This window comes from Burkholderia lata (assembly GCF_902499025.1).
Lineage (GTDB): Bacteria > Pseudomonadota > Gammaproteobacteria > Burkholderiales > Burkholderiaceae > Burkholderia > Burkholderia lata_C.
The window spans coordinates 138,116-154,858 of sequence record NZ_CABVPW010000004.1 but is presented as its reverse complement, the minus strand read 5'-3'; the positions used below and the strand labels follow the sequence as shown (position 1 = coordinate 154,858).

Here is a 16,743-nt window from a genome sequence, read left to right as displayed (position 1 = left end):
AGGGCAATCGTCCGATGCGGAATTCGACCATGCGGGTCCGTATGTTCATCACCGAGACCGGCGACGCGCCGGCCTCCGCACGCGGTTCGGCCGACCGTCAGCCCGCGCTCCCACCCCTGCCGGAACTGGCCACCGTCTGCCGTGTCGCGCGAGCGCATTTCGGCGCCGCCGGCGCGTTCATCGCGCGCGCCGATGCCGACGCGCCGCGCATGCTGGCCGTCGACGGCGACCTGCCCGACCCGCTGCCCGCCGATTGCCTGCCGCCCCACGCCGAGCCGGATCCGGCTGCCGATGCCCGGTTCGCCGTGCACGGCGCGCACCGCAACGGACAACGCAACGACGGCCCGCCTCACGCGCTGCGGGTGGTCGCGACCAGCGAGCTGGCCGCGCCCGATGGCGCGATCCTCGGCACGCTGTGCGTCGTGGACGATAAAACCCCGGCGCTCGATGCCACGCAACACACACTGCTGCGCGACCTCGCCACGCTCGCCGCCGGCACGCTTGCCCGTGCGATCGAAGCCACCGCGTTGCGCGAACGGCTCGGCATCGTCGAGGAACACAGCACGCTGACCACGCTCGCACTCACCGAAAGCGGCACCGGCGTATGGGATCGCAACGTGGAAACCGGCGAGATCCATTACTCGCCGGCCTGGAAGGCGATGCTCGGCTATGCGCCGCACGAGCTCAGCACCCGGATCGAGGATGCGTACGAACGGCTGCATCCGGACGACATCGACGACGTGAAGGCGGCGATGCTCGCGCACTTCGAGCGGCGCACCGACTCCTACGCGGTCGAGCACCGCATCCGCTGCAAGGACGGTTCGTACAAATGGATCTGCAGCCGCGGCAAGGTGATTACCCGCGACGGCACCGGCCGTGCGCTGCGGATGGTCGGCACGACCACCGATATCACCGCGCTGCGCGAGCTCGCCGCGCGGTTGCGCGACTCGGCCGCGCTCGTCACGAATCTCACCGACCAGGTTCCCGGGCTCGTGTTCCAGCTGCAGCAGGCGCCCGACGGGCGCCGCTTCTTTTCCTACGCGAGCGCGGGTGTCGGCGACATCTACGAACTGACGCCCGAGCAGATCGCACACGGCGCGGAGGCGGTCGAGACGCGGATCCATCCGGCCGACCTGGTCGCCTATCGGCTGTCGCTGCACGACTCGTCGGTGCGACTGACGCCGTGGCGCCTCGAATATCGCGTGCTGCTGCCCGGCCAGGGCCTGCGCTGGCGCGAAGGCGACGCACGCCCGCAGCGCACGGCCGACGGCGGCACGGTATGGCACGGCTTCATCACCGATGCGACCGACCGCAAGCACATCGAGGCCGAACTGCACCGGATGGCCACGACCGACCACCTGACGCAGCTGTCGAACCGTCATGCGTTCATGCGGCAAAGCGAAGCCGCGCTGCGCGCCGTGCGCACGACCGGCCAGGCCGCCGCGGTGCTGATGCTCGATCTCGATCACTTCAAGGCGCTGAACGACCGCTGGGGCCACCCGGTCGGCGACCGCGCGCTCCGCCATTTCGCGCGACTGCTGCTTGCGGAAACCGGGCCGGACGGCATCGTCGGCCGGGTCGGCGGCGAGGAATTCGCGATCGTGCTGCCGGGCGCGGATCTCGACCAAGCACTGGCATTCGCGCAGCGCGTGCAACAACGCGCGATGCAGGCGCGGCTCACGCACGAGGATCAGCAGGTCACGCTGACCGTCAGCATCGGCATCGACGCGATGCGGGCGTCGGATTTCGGCGCGTACCAGCCGCTGTCGCGCGCCGACAAGGCGCTCTATCTCGCGAAGGAGCGCGGCCGCAACCGGATCGAGGTGTTTCGGGCGTAGATTTCGGGCAGACGACGTCCGCTCCTCGCCGAGCTTCCCGCCGCCCCCCGTTGCGCGACATATTCGGGACTGATCGTGTAGGCTAGCGCTCCTGCCCCTACACGCCCCGACTTGCCATGGACACTGCCCAACGAACCGCGCGCATCGCGTCAGGTCTTCTCGTCGTCGCGCTCGTCGAGCTGCTGGCGCTTCTGATCGGCTACGGGTTCGCCAGTTCGATGGACGATCCGTACATGGGCGTTCGCGTGCTCATCACCGCGCTCTTCTGGGCGGCCGGCCTGTCGCTCGTCGGCGTCATCGCGGCTGTCGCCTACCTGTTGATCGACCTGCAGGCGCGCGGCGGCAAGATCTACGGCGCGCTGGCGCTGCACGGCCTGCTCGTCCTGCCCGGGCTGTTTCTGTACTTCCACTGATTCGCGCCGCAGCCGCCCGCGTCACGCCGATTCCGCACGCGGCACCGCCCGCACACCCAGCAGCATCGCGACCGCGCACGCGGCCAGCAGCGCCGCGATCATCAGCATCGCCGGGTCCATGCTGCCGGTTCTGGTGCGGATCAGCCCGACGAGCCAGGGCGTGATCATCCCGCTCGACACGCCGATGCTGCTGATCAGCGTGATCCCGCCCGCCGCGCCCGCGCCGGAGAAATACGCGGACGGCACCGCCCAGAACACCGGATGCGCGGCGAAGATCAGCATCGCCGCGACCGACAGCAGCGCCATCATCGCGACGATGCTCGGCAGGTGCAGCGTCAGCAGCACGAGCGCCACCGCGCCGCCGAACGCGCATGCGGCGAAGTGCCAGCGCCGTTCGCGCTTGCGATCGGAACGCCGCGCGATCGCGATCAGGCCGGCCGCGCCGATCGCGTTCGGCACGACCGACAACAGGCTGATCTGCACGACGTCGTGAATGCCGAATTCGCGGATCATCAGCGGCATCCAGAACAGCAGCATCAGGAGTGCGGTGGTCAGCGAGAAATAGATGAACGCGAACAGGTACGTGCGCGGCTCGGCCAGCACCTGCCGCAGCGAATGCGGCGCCGGCGTCTCGGCACCGGAGTGGTCGGCGGCCAGGTCGGCCGCGAGCCGCTGGCGGTCGGCGTCGGACAGCCAGTTCGCCTGCTCCGGACGATCGCACAGCCAGAACCACGCGATCACGCCGAGCAGGATCGCGGGCGCGCCTTCGATCGCAAACATCCATTGCCAGCCGTGCAGCCCGAGCACGCCCGACATCCCGCGCATCAGCCAGCCCGACAGCAGCCCGCCGACCATCCCCGCCACCGCGACGCCCGCGTAGAAGATCGACAGCACCGACGCGCGCCGCCGTGCCGGATACCAGTACGTCAGGTAGAACACCACGCCCGGAAAGAACCAGGCCTCGAACAGCCCGAGCAGGAAGCGCAGCACGTAGAAATGCTTCGCGCTGTCGACGGTGATCATCGCGACCGACACCGCGCCCCACAGGAACATGATCCGCGCGAAGGTGCGGCGCGCGCCGAAGCGGCGCAGCAGCGCATTGCTCGGTACCTCGAACAGCACGTAGCCGACGAAGAACAGCACCGCGCCGAGGCTGTACATCGCGTCGGTCAGGCCGAGGTCCTGCCGCATCTGCAACTGTGCGAAGCCGATGTTGCTGCGATCGAGGATCGACACGATGTAGCAGACGAACAGGAACGGCACGATCCGCGCGCCGATGCGCCGGTACAGCGCATCGGCGTCGGTTGAAGCGACGCCGGACGCGACGGCACGCGCGGCGTCCGCTTGAAGAGGGGCTGACATCGATCGTCTCCTCGATGGATTCGGGTACCGGGCGAACACGTGACGCCGGTCGCCGCCGCCCGCGAGCGGCGCCCGGCCGTTGCGCGTTCAGTCGCGCGGCGCGGCTTCGCCTTTCACGCCGAGCATCAACGCGACCCCGCTCGCCACCAGCAGCGCGGCCAGCAGATACACGGCGAGATCCATGCTGCCGGTGCGCGTGCGGATCATCCCGATCACCCACGGGCTGACGATGCCGCTCGTGATCCCGATGCTGCTGATCAGCGCGATCCCGGCCGCGGCCGCGTTGCCCGACAGGTAGCGGGTCGGCACGGCCCAGAAGATCGGCAGCGCGGCAAAGATCAGCGTCGCCGCGACCGACAGGCAGGCGAGCATCGCCGCGAAGCTGTGCAGGTGCAGCGTCAGCGCCGCGAGCGCGAGCCCGCCGCCGATCGTGCAGCACGCGAAGTGCTTGCGGCGCTCGCCGGTGCGGTCCGAACGGCGCGCGATCAGGATCAGCCCCACCGCACCGATCGCGTTCGGCACGACCGTGTACAGGCTCACGGCCACGACGTCGGTCACGCCGAAGTCGCGGATCATCAGCGGCATCCAGAAGTTGAGCGTCAGCGACGCACAGGTCAGCGAGAAATAGATGAACGCGAACAGGTACACGCGCGGGTTCGCCAGTGCGGCGACGAGGCTGCGCCCATCGTGTGCGTTGCCGTGGCCACGGCCGTCGGCGCACAGCGCGGCGACCCGCGCCTTTTCATCGGACGTGAGCCACGTGGCGTCCTGCGGCCGGTCGACCAGGAACGTGAATGCGCCGAACGCGAGCAGGATCGCCGGCGCGCCTTCGATCGCGAACATCCACTGCCAGCCGTGCATCCCGAGCACGCCGCTCATGTCGCGCATGATCCAGCCCGACATCAGGCCGCCGAGCACGCCGGCCACCGCGACGCCCGCGAAGAACACCGAGATCGCGGCCGCGCGCCGGTTCGCGGGGAACCAGTAGGTCAGGTACAGCACGATGCCGGGAAAGAAGCCGGCTTCGAACACGCCGAGCAGGAAGCGCAGCACGTAGAAATGCGACGGCTGCGACACGAACATCATCCCGGTCGACGCGATGCCCCACAGCAGCATGATTCGCGTGAAGGTGCGGCGTGCGCCGAAGCGCGCGAGCAGCAGGTTGCTCGGCACTTCGCAGAACACGTAGCCGACGTAGAACACCGCGGCGCCGAGGCCGTACATCGCATCGCTGAAGCCGAGATCGTGCTTCATCTGCAACTGCGCGAAGCCGATGTTGATGCGGTCGAGAAACGAGATGACGTAGCAGAGGAACAGGAACGGCACGATCCGCCAGGCGATCTTGCGGAACAGCAGCGCGTCGTCCGTGGCGGCCGACGCGCTCGCGTGCGCGAGCGTCGCTTCGGCGGGAAGCGATTGAGGCATGTCTCTCTCCAAACAGGCTGCGCGATTCGAGCGCGCAGCCGTCTCCGAGGGCGTACGTGCGCCCTGCTTTTTTGTGAGATCGGATACGGCAGACGGAAAGACGGCGGAGCGCCGCGGCCAGTCGCCGCTTCAGAAAAAAAGCGGAGCGCCCTGTCGGACACCCCGCCTGTGCAAGCCGCTCAGTCCTGCAGCGCGGCCCACATTTCCTTGTCGCGCTGCGCGGTCCAGATGCGCGGATGCGTGATGCCGCTCGCTTCGTCGAACGCACGCGACACGTCGAACGGCAAGCAGTGCTCGTAGATGAACACGTGGCCGAACTTCGGATCCATCGCTTCGCGCGTGAGCGCCATCGACGCCTTCAGGTCGAGCTTCTGCTCGACGGCCTTGCGACCCTGTGCGAGCAGCGTCGTGACGAAATCCTTCGTGTAGTCGAGGCCCTTGTTCACCTCGGCCGGGTTCAGCAACGCCGGGCCGCGGCCCGGCACGAGCTTCTCGGCGCCGAGCGCGCGCAGCGCCTCGAGCGTGGACGGCCACTGCTCGAGCTGCGCATCGCCGCAGTAGCACGCGGCGTCGTATTCGACGAGGTCGCCCGAGAACAGCACTTTCTGCGACGGCAGCCACACGATCGTGTCGCCCTTCGTGTGGCCCGAGCCGACGTGCATGATCTTCACTTCGAGCTTGCCGAGGAACAGCGTGATTTCGCGCTCAAACACGAGCGTCGGCCAGGTCAGGCCCGGCACCGTCTCGACCCCGGCGAACAGGCGCGGGAAACGCTCGATCTCCGACTTCATGTCGGCCTCGCCGCGCTCGACGATCATCTCGTACGTGCCGCGGCTCGCGATCACGTGCTGCGCACCTTCGTCGAAATACGCGGACGCGCCGAGCACGCGCACCGCGTGGTAATGCGACAGCACGACGTGCTTGATCGGCTTGTCGGTCACGCTGCGGATCTTCGCGATCAGGTCCTGCGCCATCGCCGGCGTCGCGGTCGTGTCGACGATCAGCACGCTGTCGTCGCCGATGATCACGCCCGAGTTCGGGTCGCCTTCGGCGGTGTACGCGTACGCGTTCTCGGACAGCTTCGTCCAGGTGACTTTCTTCTCTTCCAGATCGGCTTGGGAGGCGAATGCTTTGGCCATGTTGCGTTCCGTGGCTGCGAGCCATGTGTTGAGGGGAATGAGCGGATCATCTTCCCGCGACCATTATTTGTCAATGACAAAGTCACTTGCTATTGTTTAATGCGGGTAAACCTGCGGGCTGGCGCGATAAATGGCGTCGGATACCATGCGGGGTTTCGTCAACGGAAGAATCATCGCGTGCAGAACCACGAAGTCAGCGCAGACGACGCGTCGCCCAAGGCGCAGCGCGGAATCCAGAGCGTCGAGGTCGGCGGCCGCCTGCTCGACGCGCTCGCGCGCCGGCGCAAGCCGCTCGGCCTGTCGGAGCTGGCCGCGGCGGCCGACCTGTCGACCGCGCAGGCGCACACCTATCTCGTCAGCCTGACGCGGCTCGCGCTCGTGAAGCGCGACGCGATCACCGGTAACTACGAGCCGGGCCCGTTGTCGCTGCGGCTCGGGCTGATGTCGATCGAGCGCCAGCCCGCCTATCGCGCGGCGCTGCCGCACGCGGCGCGGCTCGCGGAAGCGGTCGGCCTGAGCGTTGCGCTGTCGGTGCCGGGCGCGCTCGGGCCGACGATCGTGCGCATCGAGCACGGCGGCTATCCGCTGCACGTGAACCTGCATGTGGGCTCGGTGATGTCGCTCGACACGACGGCCACCGGCCGCGTGTTCCGCGCGTTCGGCGACCCCGCGCAACTCGACGCGATGGCGGCCAGCCAGGCCGGCGCGGGCGACACGCTCGCGGGCGCCGAGCAGCCCGTGCCGGACGCCGGCCTGCCGCCGGCCGAACTCGACGCGATCCGCACGCGCGGTATCGAGCGCGGCGTCGACCTGCCGAGCCCCGGCGTCAGCGCGATGTGCGTGCCGGTGTTCGACGCCGACGGCAAGCTGCAGCTCGCGTTGACAGTGATCGGTTCGACGGGCTCGATCGACGTCGACTGGGACGGCCCGATCGCGGCGGCATTGCGCGACGCGGCTCGTCAGGCCACTGCATCGCTCGGCGCGGCGCACGACGCCCCGCCGCCCGCGGCCAGCCTGGCCACGTCCACCCCGCGCGTACCGCCCGCACTGGCCGACGATGCGAAGACGCAGCGCGGGATCAATGCGCTCGACAGCACCGGCGAGCTGCTGCTCGCGCTGGTGTCGGCGGGCCGCGCGCTGCCGCTGCGCGATCTCGCGGCAGCCGCCGGCATGCCGGCCGCGAAGGCCTTTCCGCATCTCGTCAGCCTGCAGAAGATCGGCCTGCTGAGCCGCGACGACGCGGGCTGCTTCGGCGGCGGCCCGCTCGGGCAGGCGCTCGGCCTGATCGCGATGCAGCGTGTGTCGCCGACCCGCGATGCGGAAGCCGAGATCGTCGCGCTGGCCGGCGCGACCGACATGAGCGTGGCGGCCGCGACGCTGGGGCCGCTCGGCCCGACCGTGATCCGCCTCGAGGAATCGGCGCGGCCGCAGCACGTGAGCCTGCAGGTCGGCACGGTGATGTCGCTCGTCAATACGGCGATCGGACGGATCTTCGCGGCCGGCATGTCCGACGACGTGCTGGCCGACCTGCTCGCCAACGAGCCCGTGCGCCTCGCGGGCCGCGCTGCCGCGCCGGCCGACGACGCCTTCCGCGCACGGCTCGCGACGATCCGCGCGGATGAACTCGATTTCGCATTCGACGCGCCGGTGCCGGGCATCGGGACGGTCGCCGCGCCCGTGTTCGATCACACCGGCAGCATCCGGCTCGTGATCGCGATCATCGGTTCGTCGCGCGGCTTCCCGCGCGGGCCGGACAGCGACCTTGCGCAAGCGTTGCTCGCCGCGACGCGACGGCTGTCGTGGCGGTTCGGGTGGATCGGCGGGTAAGCCACCGCCCGTTTCCGCCAATCTCCCCACCGCGCGAATCCCCTCTCTTGTCCCATGCGAGGCCGTGCCGGCGCGGCCTCGTCACGCCTATGGGTCACGCAAAGCCATCCGATATTCCTGTTGCGAAGCAGCAACATAAATTGTCAGTAATTCTCATATAACGAAATCGCATTTCACAAAGCGGATGGGTTTCGCTATGATTAGGGTTATCCCTAACTCGCCACCTATATGGGGCTTCGTCATGCAAACGTCTAACATTTCCGACCGTTCCACCGAATCCGCTGGCTGGCTCGCACGTATGGGCGAGCTGATTGCAGAAGCTTGGGCACTCCACCTCGAGAACTGCGAAGTCATCGCTGAAGCACACGCACGCCTGCCGCACTAAGCGGCGCGACCGGCCGCCAGCCGCGCTGGCCGCACAATGCCCTGCCTGATCCGCTTGCCCGGACGCGCGCCATGAGGCCGCAGCGTCGGGCAACGGGTTGCATGGCAAGTCACTGGAAACAGGCCGGGTAGTCCCGTGGAATGCGCTCCCCGTATCGGACGCGCGTTGAAGTCGCTCTGAAGTTGCTTTAAAGCCGATGCCGGCGCCGATCAACATCGGCGCGGTTTTGTCTGCCGGTTGCCCGGGCGGGCAGCCGTTATCTCGCCGGCGCGCGAGTACGCCGGATCGTCACGGACGGAAGATTCATCCGTCTTGCCGGCCCAGGCGCCGAACCGCGCTCTGTACGCCTTGCCCCTCGCCCGATTGCCGGCTTTCTCCGCGCAAACGCGCAATCACATGCGCCGTCGCTTCAACGACGGCCGCGTGCTCATCCCCGCCCTCATCACACCTGAATCGACGGCACATCCTTCATGCAGCGCAGCGCGAACATCGAGCGGCTGTGGCGGATGCTCGAGATCTTGTACAGCTTTTCACGCAGGAACCGCTCGTAGCCGGCCGTGCCGTCCACCGCGACCTTGATCCAGTAGTCGTACTCGCCCGACACGAGATAGGCCTCGAGCACTTCGGGCAGTGCAGCGAGTTCCTCGCCGAAGCGGGCAAGCGCGTCGTCCTCGTGGCGATCGAGCGTGACTTCGAGGATCACGATGTCCGCATAACCCAGCTTCCGCTGGTTGACGAGCGCGACGTAACCGTCGATGTAGCCGTCCACCTCGAGCTGCCGCGTGCGGTTCCAGCACGCGGTGGTCGACATGCCGATCTGTTCGGCCAGTTCGGCGTTCGACAGACGCGCATTTTTCTGCAGTGCACCGAGGATCTTGCGGTCCTGGCTGTCGAGCGTTTTCGGCGAGCGTTCACGTGTGGCCATGGCAGGAAGAATCTTCTACTGAAAACCGGGATTCTATCTGAACGACATTCCGGATTTGTGTCGGTTTGTGTGGAAATGCGGAAGCCTTTTAATCCGGCCCCTTGATATATTTTTACCCATGCCAGCTGTCCGGCACGCTCCCCGCGACAACCCCTTCGCACCGGGACGCACGGCCGCAATCACGAGTTGCGGTGCCGGCCAGCAGGCATGCGATTCCCCGCCGCCCGCGCGCCTATCCGGCCGCGCGGCCTCGGCGCCCCTGATCCTGTTCCTGCCCTACCCGTCATGTCGTTCAGGCTTTACCTCTCGTTTCTCGCTGCTTCCGCCGTTCTCGTCTACGCTCCCGGACCCGTCAACCTGCTCACGATGAACCAGGCGCTACGCGCCGGCTGGCGCCGCGCGCTGCCGTGCGTCTGGGGCGGCACGCTCGCCGTGCTGCTGCAACTCGCGCTGACCGCGCTGTGCCTGAATTCCCTCGTGCATCTCGACGAGCGCGCACTGACCGTGCTGCGCTGGGCGGGCGCTGCCTACCTCGTCTGGCTCGGCTGCAAGCAATGGCTCAGCCGCGCGCCGGCCGGCGCACCTGCGGCCTCGACCGGGCCGGCCGGGGCAACCACGCCGGACACCGACTCCCACCGCGCGCTGTTCTGGCGCGGCCTGGCGACCTCGGGCCTGAATCCGAAGACGCTGCTGTTCTTCCCGTCGTTCTTTCCGCAATTCATCAGCCCCAGTGCCGACTGGAGCCTGAATCAGCAGTACCTGCTGCTCGCGGCGACGTTCGCGGTGCTGTTCGCAGGCGGCGTCGCGTCGATGGCGCTGTTCTCGCACCGGCTGAGCCGCGCGCTGCAGCGGCCCGCACGGATGCGCGTGATGAATCGCGTGACGGGCGGACTGCTCGTCGGGATGGGCGCGATCATGGTCGGCTGGAACTGAAAACGACCGGGCGGCCGGCATCATCGCGGCCGCCGCCAAAGTGCGTCGAAAAAGCAGCCGAATGCCGAATGCTTTAGGGTAGCGGCTGTTTCGTTGGACATGCCCGGCCAGCCGGGCCACTGGATGAAGCCCCACACTACCCGCCTGCGGCGCCTGTTCGCGCCGATCGGCCTGCATTGGTACCTCGCTCTCCTCCTCGCGCTCGATGCGCTCATGGTGCTGCGCCCCGTCGTCGAACATGCAAGGCTCGGCGTGCATCGCGCGTGGCTCGCCGATGCGCTGAACCTCGTCGGCAACGCCGGGCTCGTCGTGTTGCCGCAAGTGGTCGTCGCGGCCGGCCTTGCGACGATGGCCGTCGGCATCGTGCTGCGCGCCCGCGTCGCGTGGGTGCTGTCGATCCTGCTGCTGGTCGCGGCCGCCGCGATCAGCGTGCTCGGCGGCTATCGCAGCCACGCGGTGTTCGTCTACACGGCCGTGCTGGCCGTCGCGCTGCTGTACTACTGGCGGCACTTCGACCGCGCGAGCGTCGCCGCGAGCAGCCTGTTCGCGTTGCTGAGCATCGTGTCGCTGCTGATCTACGCGACCTTCGGCGTGCTGTATCTCGGCGACGAATTCACGCCGCCCGTCCACGATCTCGCCACGGCCGTCTATTTCTCGATCGTGTCGATGTCGACGGTGGGCTACGGCGACATCGTTCCGCACGCGCCGACCGCGCGCCTGTTCACCGCGTCGGTGATCGTGCTCGGCATCACGGTGTTCGCGACGTCGATCAGCGCGGTCGTCGGCCCCGTGATCGGCGGCAATCTGAAACGGATCGTCAAGGGAGGCATTTCGAACGTGATCCGCAAGCATCATTACCTGATCGTCGGCGCGACACCCGTCGCGCATGCCGTGCACGACGGGCTGCGCAAGCGCGGCTACGCGGTGACCGTCGTCGTGCCGGCCGGCGTCGAGCACAACTATCCTGCGACGACCGACCTGATCGTCGGCGATGCGACCGACCACGCGGTGCTGGAAAGCGCCGGCGCGGCGACCGCGCGTGCGGTGCTCGCGCTGCGCTCCGACGACGCCGAGAACGCGTTCATCATCCTCGCGATCCGCGAGATCGCGCCGTCGGTGCGCACGGTCGCGCTCGTGAACCAGCAGCGCAACCTCGAACGGCTGCGCCTGCTGAAGCCCGACATGGTGTTCTCGCCCCAGCAACTCGCGGGCGAACTGCTGGCCAGCACGCTCAACGACGAACCCGTCGACAAGTCGGTGATCTCGCACCTGCTGTTCGGGACGGCCGACGCTGCATGAATGTTTGACCGCATGACCGTGTGACCCGGTGCCCCAGGGCGGCCGGCGCGCGCCCGGTACAATCGCGCGATGTCCGAATTGCTCACTTACGGCGGCCTGTTCGCCGTGTCGATGGTCGCCGCGACCCTGTTCCCGCTCCAGTCCGAAGCCGTGCTCGCCGGCCTGCTGCTCGCCGGGCGCGAACCCGTGTGGGCGCTGGTGCTCGTCGCGAGCATCGGCAACGTCGCCGGCTCCGTGATCAACTGGGCGCTCGGGCGCGGCATCGAGCACTTCCGCGAGCGCCGCTGGTTTCCCGTCAAGCCCGCCGCGCTCGCGCGCGCCGAACGCTGGTATGCGCGCTACGGCCGCTGGTCGCTGCTGCTGAGCTGGGCCCCCGTGATCGGCGATCCGCTGACGATGATCGCCGGGGTGCTGCGCGACCCGCTGCCGTCGTTCCTCGCGATCGTGACCGTCGCAAAGGTCGCGCGGTATCTCGTGATCGCTTGGCTCATTACGGGTTGACGCGTCGCCGCTGAATCCGGCACGCGGCACGCGAAGGCCGGCGCGCCCGGGCTACCGCTGCCGCACGCGTACCGCCGGGCCGCGATACCGGCCCGCCTCCCCCGACTCTGCTGCGCCTTGCCGTGCAGCCTCCGGCGCCGCGATCTCGTCGAGCGAGCGGCCATTGGTGCGCGGACCAAACAGCCCGATCGACAGCATCACGACCAGCATGCTTGCGCCGATCAGCACGAACACCGCCGGCACGCCGAGATGCGCGAGGATGAACGCGATCAGGTAGCTGCTCGCCACGCCCGTCAGCCGGCCGAACGAGTGGACGAACCCCAGCGCGCGGCTGCGGATGGCGGTCGGGAAGACTTCGGCCTGATAGGCGGTCGCATTGCTCGCGAGCGTCGTGTTGCAAAAGGTGATCAGGATCCCGAACAGGATCACCGCAAGGGCCGACGACGACATCGCGAATGCCGTCCCGAACAACGCGACACCGAACGCGGTCGCCACGATCAGCCACTTGCGCTCGACGCGATCGGAGAACAGCCCGGCCGCGAACGGCGAGAGCGGATACGCAAACGCGATCAGGAACGCATAGAGCAGGCTTTGCGTCACGGGCGTCCCCCGCGCGGCCAGCAGGCTCGGCAGCCACTGGCTGAACCCGAAGAAGCCGACGCTCAGGCACGCGTTGAACGCGATCAGCATCAGCGTCCGGCCGCGCAGACCTTCATCCCACATCGACACCGCGCGCACGGCTTGCGCTTCGCCCGCCGCGACGAGCGGCACTTCCGGCAGCGGCCCGCCATGCTCGCGCACGACTCGCGCCTCGATCTTTCCGAGCACCGCTTCGGCTTCGTCCACGCGGCCGCGCATCGCGAGCCAGCGCGGCGATTCCGGAATCCGCGATTGCAGCCACCAGACGATCACTGCGCCGCTGCCGCCCATGAGAATCACCCACCGCCAACCCGAGATGCCAAGCGGCGCACGCGGGATCAGCAGCCAGGACGCGAGCGCAAGCACCGGCATCGCGAGATAGCCGATCGCGAAACACACCGCGAACGCGCGGCCGCGCATGCCTTTCGGCACGAGTTCCGTGAGGTATGCGCCGATGGTAATCAGTTCGGCGCCCACGCCGATGCCCGCGACCAGCCGGCACAGATGGATGCCGACCGCCGTCTGCTGCACGCACATCGCAAGACTGGCGAGCGTATAGAGCAGGAGCGAGCCGGTGAAGACCGCGCGCCGCCCGCACCGATCGGCCAGCCGCGCCACGCCGATTTCGCCGATGAACAGGCCGATGAACGTCGCCGCACCGAGCGTTGCCTGGTCGGACAGGCCCAACATCCCCTTCGCGCCGACGTGAAAAATCCCGTCGCTGACGAGGCCGGCCGGCAGGTACGTCATCTGGAACAGGTCGTAGACCTCGAAGAAGCCGCCGACGCTCAGCATCAGCACGAGGCGCCAGATGCTGGCCGTCGACGGCAGACGGTCGATGCGCGCCGTCACGGCAAGCGCGGTTGAGTTGGACATGCTGGTGTCTCCGGATAGGAATGCGGGGTGTCGCGTCGCGTTCAGACGGTCGCGACCGGATTGACCGGCGAACCGACGAGTCCGCGCAGGTGCAGCGGCGGCGCCGTCAGCAGGAAGCGATTGCGCCCGTGTTCGCGCAGCCAGCGCGCGAGCGGCGTGAGGTGCCACAGCTCGCCGAGATGGATGCCGAGCTTGAAGAGGCACAGCGCGTGCAGCGGCATCAGCGGCCCGCGTTCTGCACGCGGCAGGGGCGACCGCGGACGCTCTTCGACCGCGTGGTTGTCCGCGACCAGCGCGGCGAGCCCGGACACGTCGATCCATTCGAGCAAGCGGGGATCGTCACCGTCGAGCACGCAGCACGCGGTGTGCACGTCGAGCGCGCGACCCGGCACCTCGGCGTCGAGCAGCAGGTCGGCGAAGCCGGTATGCAGGCAGACGATGTCGCCGCGCTCGACGACGACGTCGTCGGCCCGCATCACCGCCATGAGATCGTCATACCCGACCTTGCGACGCGCATCGCCGAAATGATGCCGCAGGTCGATCATCACGCCGCGCCCCTGCACGCCGCTCGCCGCCATGTGCTCGATGCCGAGCGCGCGAGCGCCGCCCACCTGCGCGCCGGCCTCGGGTACCCGCACGTGCTCGCCCATCCGGAAGCCGTTGTAGAACACGGCTTCCGCGTCGCCATCGCCATCCGCGTCGAACAGGCCGCCGACGTGCGACAGCGCATCCCATTGGGTCGAGAACTGCGAATGCAGGCAGAACGCGTCGTCGCATACGACGTCCGTGGCATGCGCGACCTGCTCGTCCGCGCGATAACCGAAGTAGGGTTTGTCGTGCAGCAGCGCGGGCATGATCGCGGGCGGCCGCCGCCGCGCGTTGAGCCCGCCGCCATGCGGCACGTCGAGCGGCAGGCTGAGCGAAAACACGTGGCCCTCTCGTACCTCGCGCACGCCCTCCAGTGTCTTCTGCGGCGTGAGCCAGTTGAGGCGCCCTTTCTGGTCGTCGTCGCCAAAATCGCCCCAGTTCGAGCCGGGCGGCCGGTGGTTCCAGCGCGGGTTCATATCGAAGGTCTCCTGAATTTGTTTATGTCGCGGGCCGCCGATGTGCGTGCCCGTCCGTCGTCATCCGTGACAGATCACCCCGCGTTCGGCGAGGCGTGCGAACTCGCGCTCGCCCAGCAACGGCACGAGGATCTCGCGATTGTTTTCGCCAAGCCGAGGCGCCGGACGCCGGAACGTGCCTGGCGTATGCGAGAAGCGCGGCGCGATGTTGTGCATCGGCAGCGTGCCGACGTCTTCGTCCGGCACGCTCACCAGCGCCTCGCGTTCTATCACGTAGTGATCCTGAACAACTTGGCTAATATCATGGATCGGGCCGGCCGTGACGCCCGCCTCCTCGAAGAACGAGAGGTTGTCGGCCAGATCGCGCGCCGCGATGAAGCCACCGACGATCTCGTCGAGTTGCTGCGCATGCTGCACGCGCAGCACGTTGGTGCGATAGCGCGGATCGTCCACGAGATCGGGCCGCCCGATCGCGCAAAACAGGCGCTCCGCCATGGTCTGCGTGGAGCTCGACAGGCACAGCCACCGGTCGTCGCGCGTGCGATAGGCGTTGCGCGGCGCGGTGTTCGTGGAGCGGCTGCCCGTGCGCGGCTTGACCTTGCCGGTCATCGCATAGTTCGCCGCGGACGGCCCGAGGATCGACAGCAGCGGCTCGAACAACGAGACGTCGATCACCTGGCCCGGCGCGTCGTTCGCGTCGCGCGCCCACAATCCGACCATCACGGCGATGGCACCCGACAGGCCGGCCGTCATGTCGCCGAGAAACATCGGCGGCAGCACCGGTTCGCGGTCGGCGAAGCCGTTGATCGCCGCGAAGCCCGAGTAACCTTCCGCGAGTGTGCCGAAGCCTGGCTTGTGGCGGTACGGCCCCGTCTGCCCCCACCCGGAAATGCGGGCGATCACGAGCTTCGGGCGGACCGCCAGCAGCACGTCCGGGCCGAGCCCCATCTGCTCGAGCACGCCGGGCTTGAAGCTCTCGATGAACACGTCGGCATCGCGCACCAGCGCCAGCACGATGTCGATGCCTTCGGGCGTGCGCAGATCGACGCACACGCTGCGCTTGTTGCGCCCGTACACCTTCCAGTTCGTACTGATGCCGCCCGCGCCGACCGCGCGCAGCGTATCGCCCTGCTCCGGCTCGACCTTGATGACGTCCGCCCCGAAATCCGCGAGCTGCACGCTCAGCATGTTGCCGGCCATCAGCCGCGACAGGTCGACCACGCGCACGCCCGACAACGGGCCGGCAGCGTCCGTGTCGAACCGGCGGCCGTGGAGCGGGCCGATACGGCCCGCGTGACTGGCGCTTTCGATTCCGGCTTGCGCCGAGGGTTCCGACATTGCGATTCTCCTGATGGATTAATCCTGCAGTTCGCCCTGCGGGCCGATTGCCGCGGGCACGCTGCCCGACACCGGCAGATCGCCGCCCAGCGTATGGGTCAGTTCGTTCGCCGCGGCCTGCACGCGCGGCAGGTAATCGGCGAGCACCTTCTTGTTGAAGCGATAGCGCGGCACGCCCAGCGAAATCGCGCCGGCGAGCGAACGGCCCACGCCGAATACCGGACAGGCGATCGCTGCACTCTCCGGGTCGCGTTCCGCAATCGACACCGCGTAGCCCTGCTCGGCGACCTTGTCGTAATCGCCGCCACGCGTGCCCGAAAACGCGAGCAGGATCCTGCCGGCCGCCCCGGCCTCGAGCGGGAAACGGTCGCCTTCACGCACGTTGGTGTGGACGGCACGCTGTGCATACGCGCGGAACAGGCAGACGCGCTCGTCGCCGTCGCGCACGTAGAACGCCGAGGTTTCGGCGGTTTCCTCCGATAGCCGCGTGAGTAACGGCACCGCGTGCTCGCGCAGCTGGAACGACTCGCGATACATCATGCCGAGATGGAACGTGGCCGGCCCGAGCACATAGCGGCCGTCGGGCATCCGCTTGACGAACTGGAACATCTCGAGCGATTCGAACAGGCGCAGCAACGTGCTCATGTTGAGCCCCGTCGCCTCGCTGACCTGCGCGAGCATCAATCCGTTCGGCGCATCGCCGAACGCCAGCAGCGCCGACAACGCGCGATTGACGGCCGAAACGCCGCCATCTGCCTGAGCATTCATACCTACCTCGT

Annotated in this window: 14 protein-coding genes; 6 read left to right on the top strand and 8 right to left on the bottom strand. The window is 68.1% G+C overall.

What is annotated here, in order from left to right; all coding sequences use genetic code 11:
* The first annotated feature begins 29 nt into the window (after positions 1-29).
* Entirely contained in the window at positions 30-1,838 is a 1,809-nt protein-coding gene (locus tag BDI24065_RS05500) for a sensor domain-containing diguanylate cyclase (RefSeq protein ID WP_254609688.1), read from the top strand.
* Between the two features lie 116 nt (positions 1,839-1,954).
* Positions 1,955-2,251 carry a hypothetical protein gene (locus tag BDI24065_RS05495; RefSeq protein ID WP_175030356.1) on the top strand — a complete coding sequence of 99 codons (297 nt, stop codon included), beginning with the start codon at positions 1,955-1,957 and terminating at the stop codon, positions 2,249-2,251.
* Positions 2,252-2,272: 21 nt separating this feature from the next.
* On the opposite strand, the gene BDI24065_RS05490 is transcribed toward BDI24065_RS05495, so the two are convergent.
* The 3 genes from BDI24065_RS05490 to BDI24065_RS05480 form a co-directional block, all read right to left on the bottom strand.
* Positions 2,273-3,613, bottom strand: coding sequence for an MFS transporter (locus BDI24065_RS05490; RefSeq protein WP_175030355.1), 1,341 nt, complete (start codon positions 3,611-3,613; stop codon positions 2,273-2,275).
* 87 nt (positions 3,614-3,700) lie between these two features.
* Positions 3,701-5,038 (bottom strand): MFS transporter, encoded by a 1,338-nt coding sequence (locus tag BDI24065_RS05485; RefSeq protein ID WP_175030354.1) that lies wholly within the window; start codon positions 5,036-5,038, stop codon positions 3,701-3,703.
* A 179-nt stretch (positions 5,039-5,217) separates the two neighbouring features.
* Positions 5,218-6,177: an MBL fold metallo-hydrolase gene (locus BDI24065_RS05480; RefSeq protein ID WP_175030353.1), complete on the bottom strand. Its 960-nt coding sequence runs from the start codon at positions 6,175-6,177 to the stop codon at positions 5,218-5,220.
* A 177-nt stretch (positions 6,178-6,354) separates the two neighbouring features.
* On the opposite strand from BDI24065_RS05480, the gene BDI24065_RS05475 reads away from it, so the two are divergent.
* Positions 6,355-8,004: an IclR family transcriptional regulator gene (locus BDI24065_RS05475; RefSeq protein WP_175030352.1), complete on the top strand. Its 1,650-nt coding sequence runs from the start codon at positions 6,355-6,357 to the stop codon at positions 8,002-8,004.
* A gap of 827 nt (positions 8,005-8,831) precedes the next feature.
* Here BDI24065_RS05475 and BDI24065_RS05470 read toward each other — a convergent pair.
* Complete coding sequence (locus tag BDI24065_RS05470) at positions 8,832-9,314, bottom strand: Lrp/AsnC family transcriptional regulator (RefSeq protein ID WP_021159229.1); 483 nt, start codon at positions 9,312-9,314, stop codon at positions 8,832-8,834.
* A gap of 285 nt (positions 9,315-9,599) precedes the next feature.
* Between BDI24065_RS05470 and BDI24065_RS05465 the strand changes: the two genes are divergently transcribed.
* From BDI24065_RS05465 to BDI24065_RS05455, 3 genes are all read left to right on the top strand, one after another.
* Positions 9,600-10,247: a LysE family translocator gene (locus BDI24065_RS05465; RefSeq protein ID WP_175030351.1), complete on the top strand. Its 648-nt coding sequence runs from the start codon at positions 9,600-9,602 to the stop codon at positions 10,245-10,247.
* A gap of 123 nt (positions 10,248-10,370) precedes the next feature.
* Positions 10,371-11,546, top strand: a complete 1,176-nt coding sequence (kch, locus tag BDI24065_RS05460) for a voltage-gated potassium channel protein (RefSeq protein WP_175030350.1) — start codon at positions 10,371-10,373, stop codon at positions 11,544-11,546.
* A gap of 69 nt (positions 11,547-11,615) precedes the next feature.
* A complete protein-coding gene (locus BDI24065_RS05455; protein ID WP_175030349.1) occupies positions 11,616-12,047 on the top strand; it encodes a YqaA family protein in 432 nt (143 codons plus the stop codon).
* A gap of 51 nt (positions 12,048-12,098) precedes the next feature.
* Here BDI24065_RS05455 and BDI24065_RS05450 read toward each other — a convergent pair whose 3' ends face one another.
* From BDI24065_RS05450 to BDI24065_RS05435, 4 genes are read right to left on the bottom strand one after another with little or no spacing between them, the layout of a single operon-like run.
* The gene (locus tag BDI24065_RS05450; RefSeq protein ID WP_175030348.1) at positions 12,099-13,562 is read right to left on the bottom strand and encodes an MFS transporter; all 1,464 of its coding nucleotides are present in this window, start codon (positions 13,560-13,562) and stop codon (positions 12,099-12,101) included.
* Positions 13,563-13,603: 41 nt separating this feature from the next.
* On the bottom strand, positions 13,604-14,626 hold the full coding sequence (locus tag BDI24065_RS05445) for a cyclase family protein (RefSeq protein WP_175030347.1): 1,023 nt from the start codon (positions 14,624-14,626) through the stop codon (positions 13,604-13,606).
* Positions 14,627-14,686: 60 nt separating this feature from the next.
* Positions 14,687-15,964, bottom strand: coding sequence for a CaiB/BaiF CoA transferase family protein (locus tag BDI24065_RS05440; protein WP_175030346.1), 1,278 nt, complete (start codon positions 15,962-15,964; stop codon positions 14,687-14,689).
* Positions 15,965-15,982: 18 nt separating this feature from the next.
* Positions 15,983-16,732: an IclR family transcriptional regulator gene (locus BDI24065_RS05435; protein ID WP_175030345.1), complete on the bottom strand. Its 750-nt coding sequence runs from the start codon at positions 16,730-16,732 to the stop codon at positions 15,983-15,985.
* Positions 16,733-16,743 lie beyond the last annotated feature (11 nt).

Coding starts and splice junctions, on each gene's coding strand:
- BDI24065_RS05500 (WP_254609688.1), top strand. CDS start 30: ATGCGGGTCCGTATGTTCATCACCGAGACCGGCGACGCGCCGGCCTCC.
- BDI24065_RS05495 (WP_175030356.1), top strand. CDS start 1,955: ATGGACACTGCCCAACGAACCGCGCGCATCGCGTCAGGTCTTCTCGTC.
- BDI24065_RS05490 (WP_175030355.1), bottom strand. CDS start 3,613: ATGTCAGCCCCTCTTCAAGCGGACGCCGCGCGTGCCGTCGCGTCCGGC.
- BDI24065_RS05485 (WP_175030354.1), bottom strand. CDS start 5,038: ATGCCTCAATCGCTTCCCGCCGAAGCGACGCTCGCGCACGCGAGCGCG.
- BDI24065_RS05480 (WP_175030353.1), bottom strand. CDS start 6,177: ATGGCCAAAGCATTCGCCTCCCAAGCCGATCTGGAAGAGAAGAAAGTC.
- BDI24065_RS05470 (WP_021159229.1), bottom strand. CDS start 9,314: ATGGCCACACGTGAACGCTCGCCGAAAACGCTCGACAGCCAGGACCGC.
- BDI24065_RS05465 (WP_175030351.1), top strand. CDS start 9,600: ATGTCGTTCAGGCTTTACCTCTCGTTTCTCGCTGCTTCCGCCGTTCTC.
- kch (WP_175030350.1), top strand. CDS start 10,371: ATGAAGCCCCACACTACCCGCCTGCGGCGCCTGTTCGCGCCGATCGGC.
- BDI24065_RS05455 (WP_175030349.1), top strand. CDS start 11,616: ATGTCCGAATTGCTCACTTACGGCGGCCTGTTCGCCGTGTCGATGGTC.
- BDI24065_RS05450 (WP_175030348.1), bottom strand. CDS start 13,562: ATGTCCAACTCAACCGCGCTTGCCGTGACGGCGCGCATCGACCGTCTG.
- BDI24065_RS05445 (WP_175030347.1), bottom strand. CDS start 14,626: ATGAACCCGCGCTGGAACCACCGGCCGCCCGGCTCGAACTGGGGCGAT.
- BDI24065_RS05440 (WP_175030346.1), bottom strand. CDS start 15,964: ATGTCGGAACCCTCGGCGCAAGCCGGAATCGAAAGCGCCAGTCACGCG.
- BDI24065_RS05435 (WP_175030345.1), bottom strand. CDS start 16,732: ATGAATGCTCAGGCAGATGGCGGCGTTTCGGCCGTCAATCGCGCGTTG.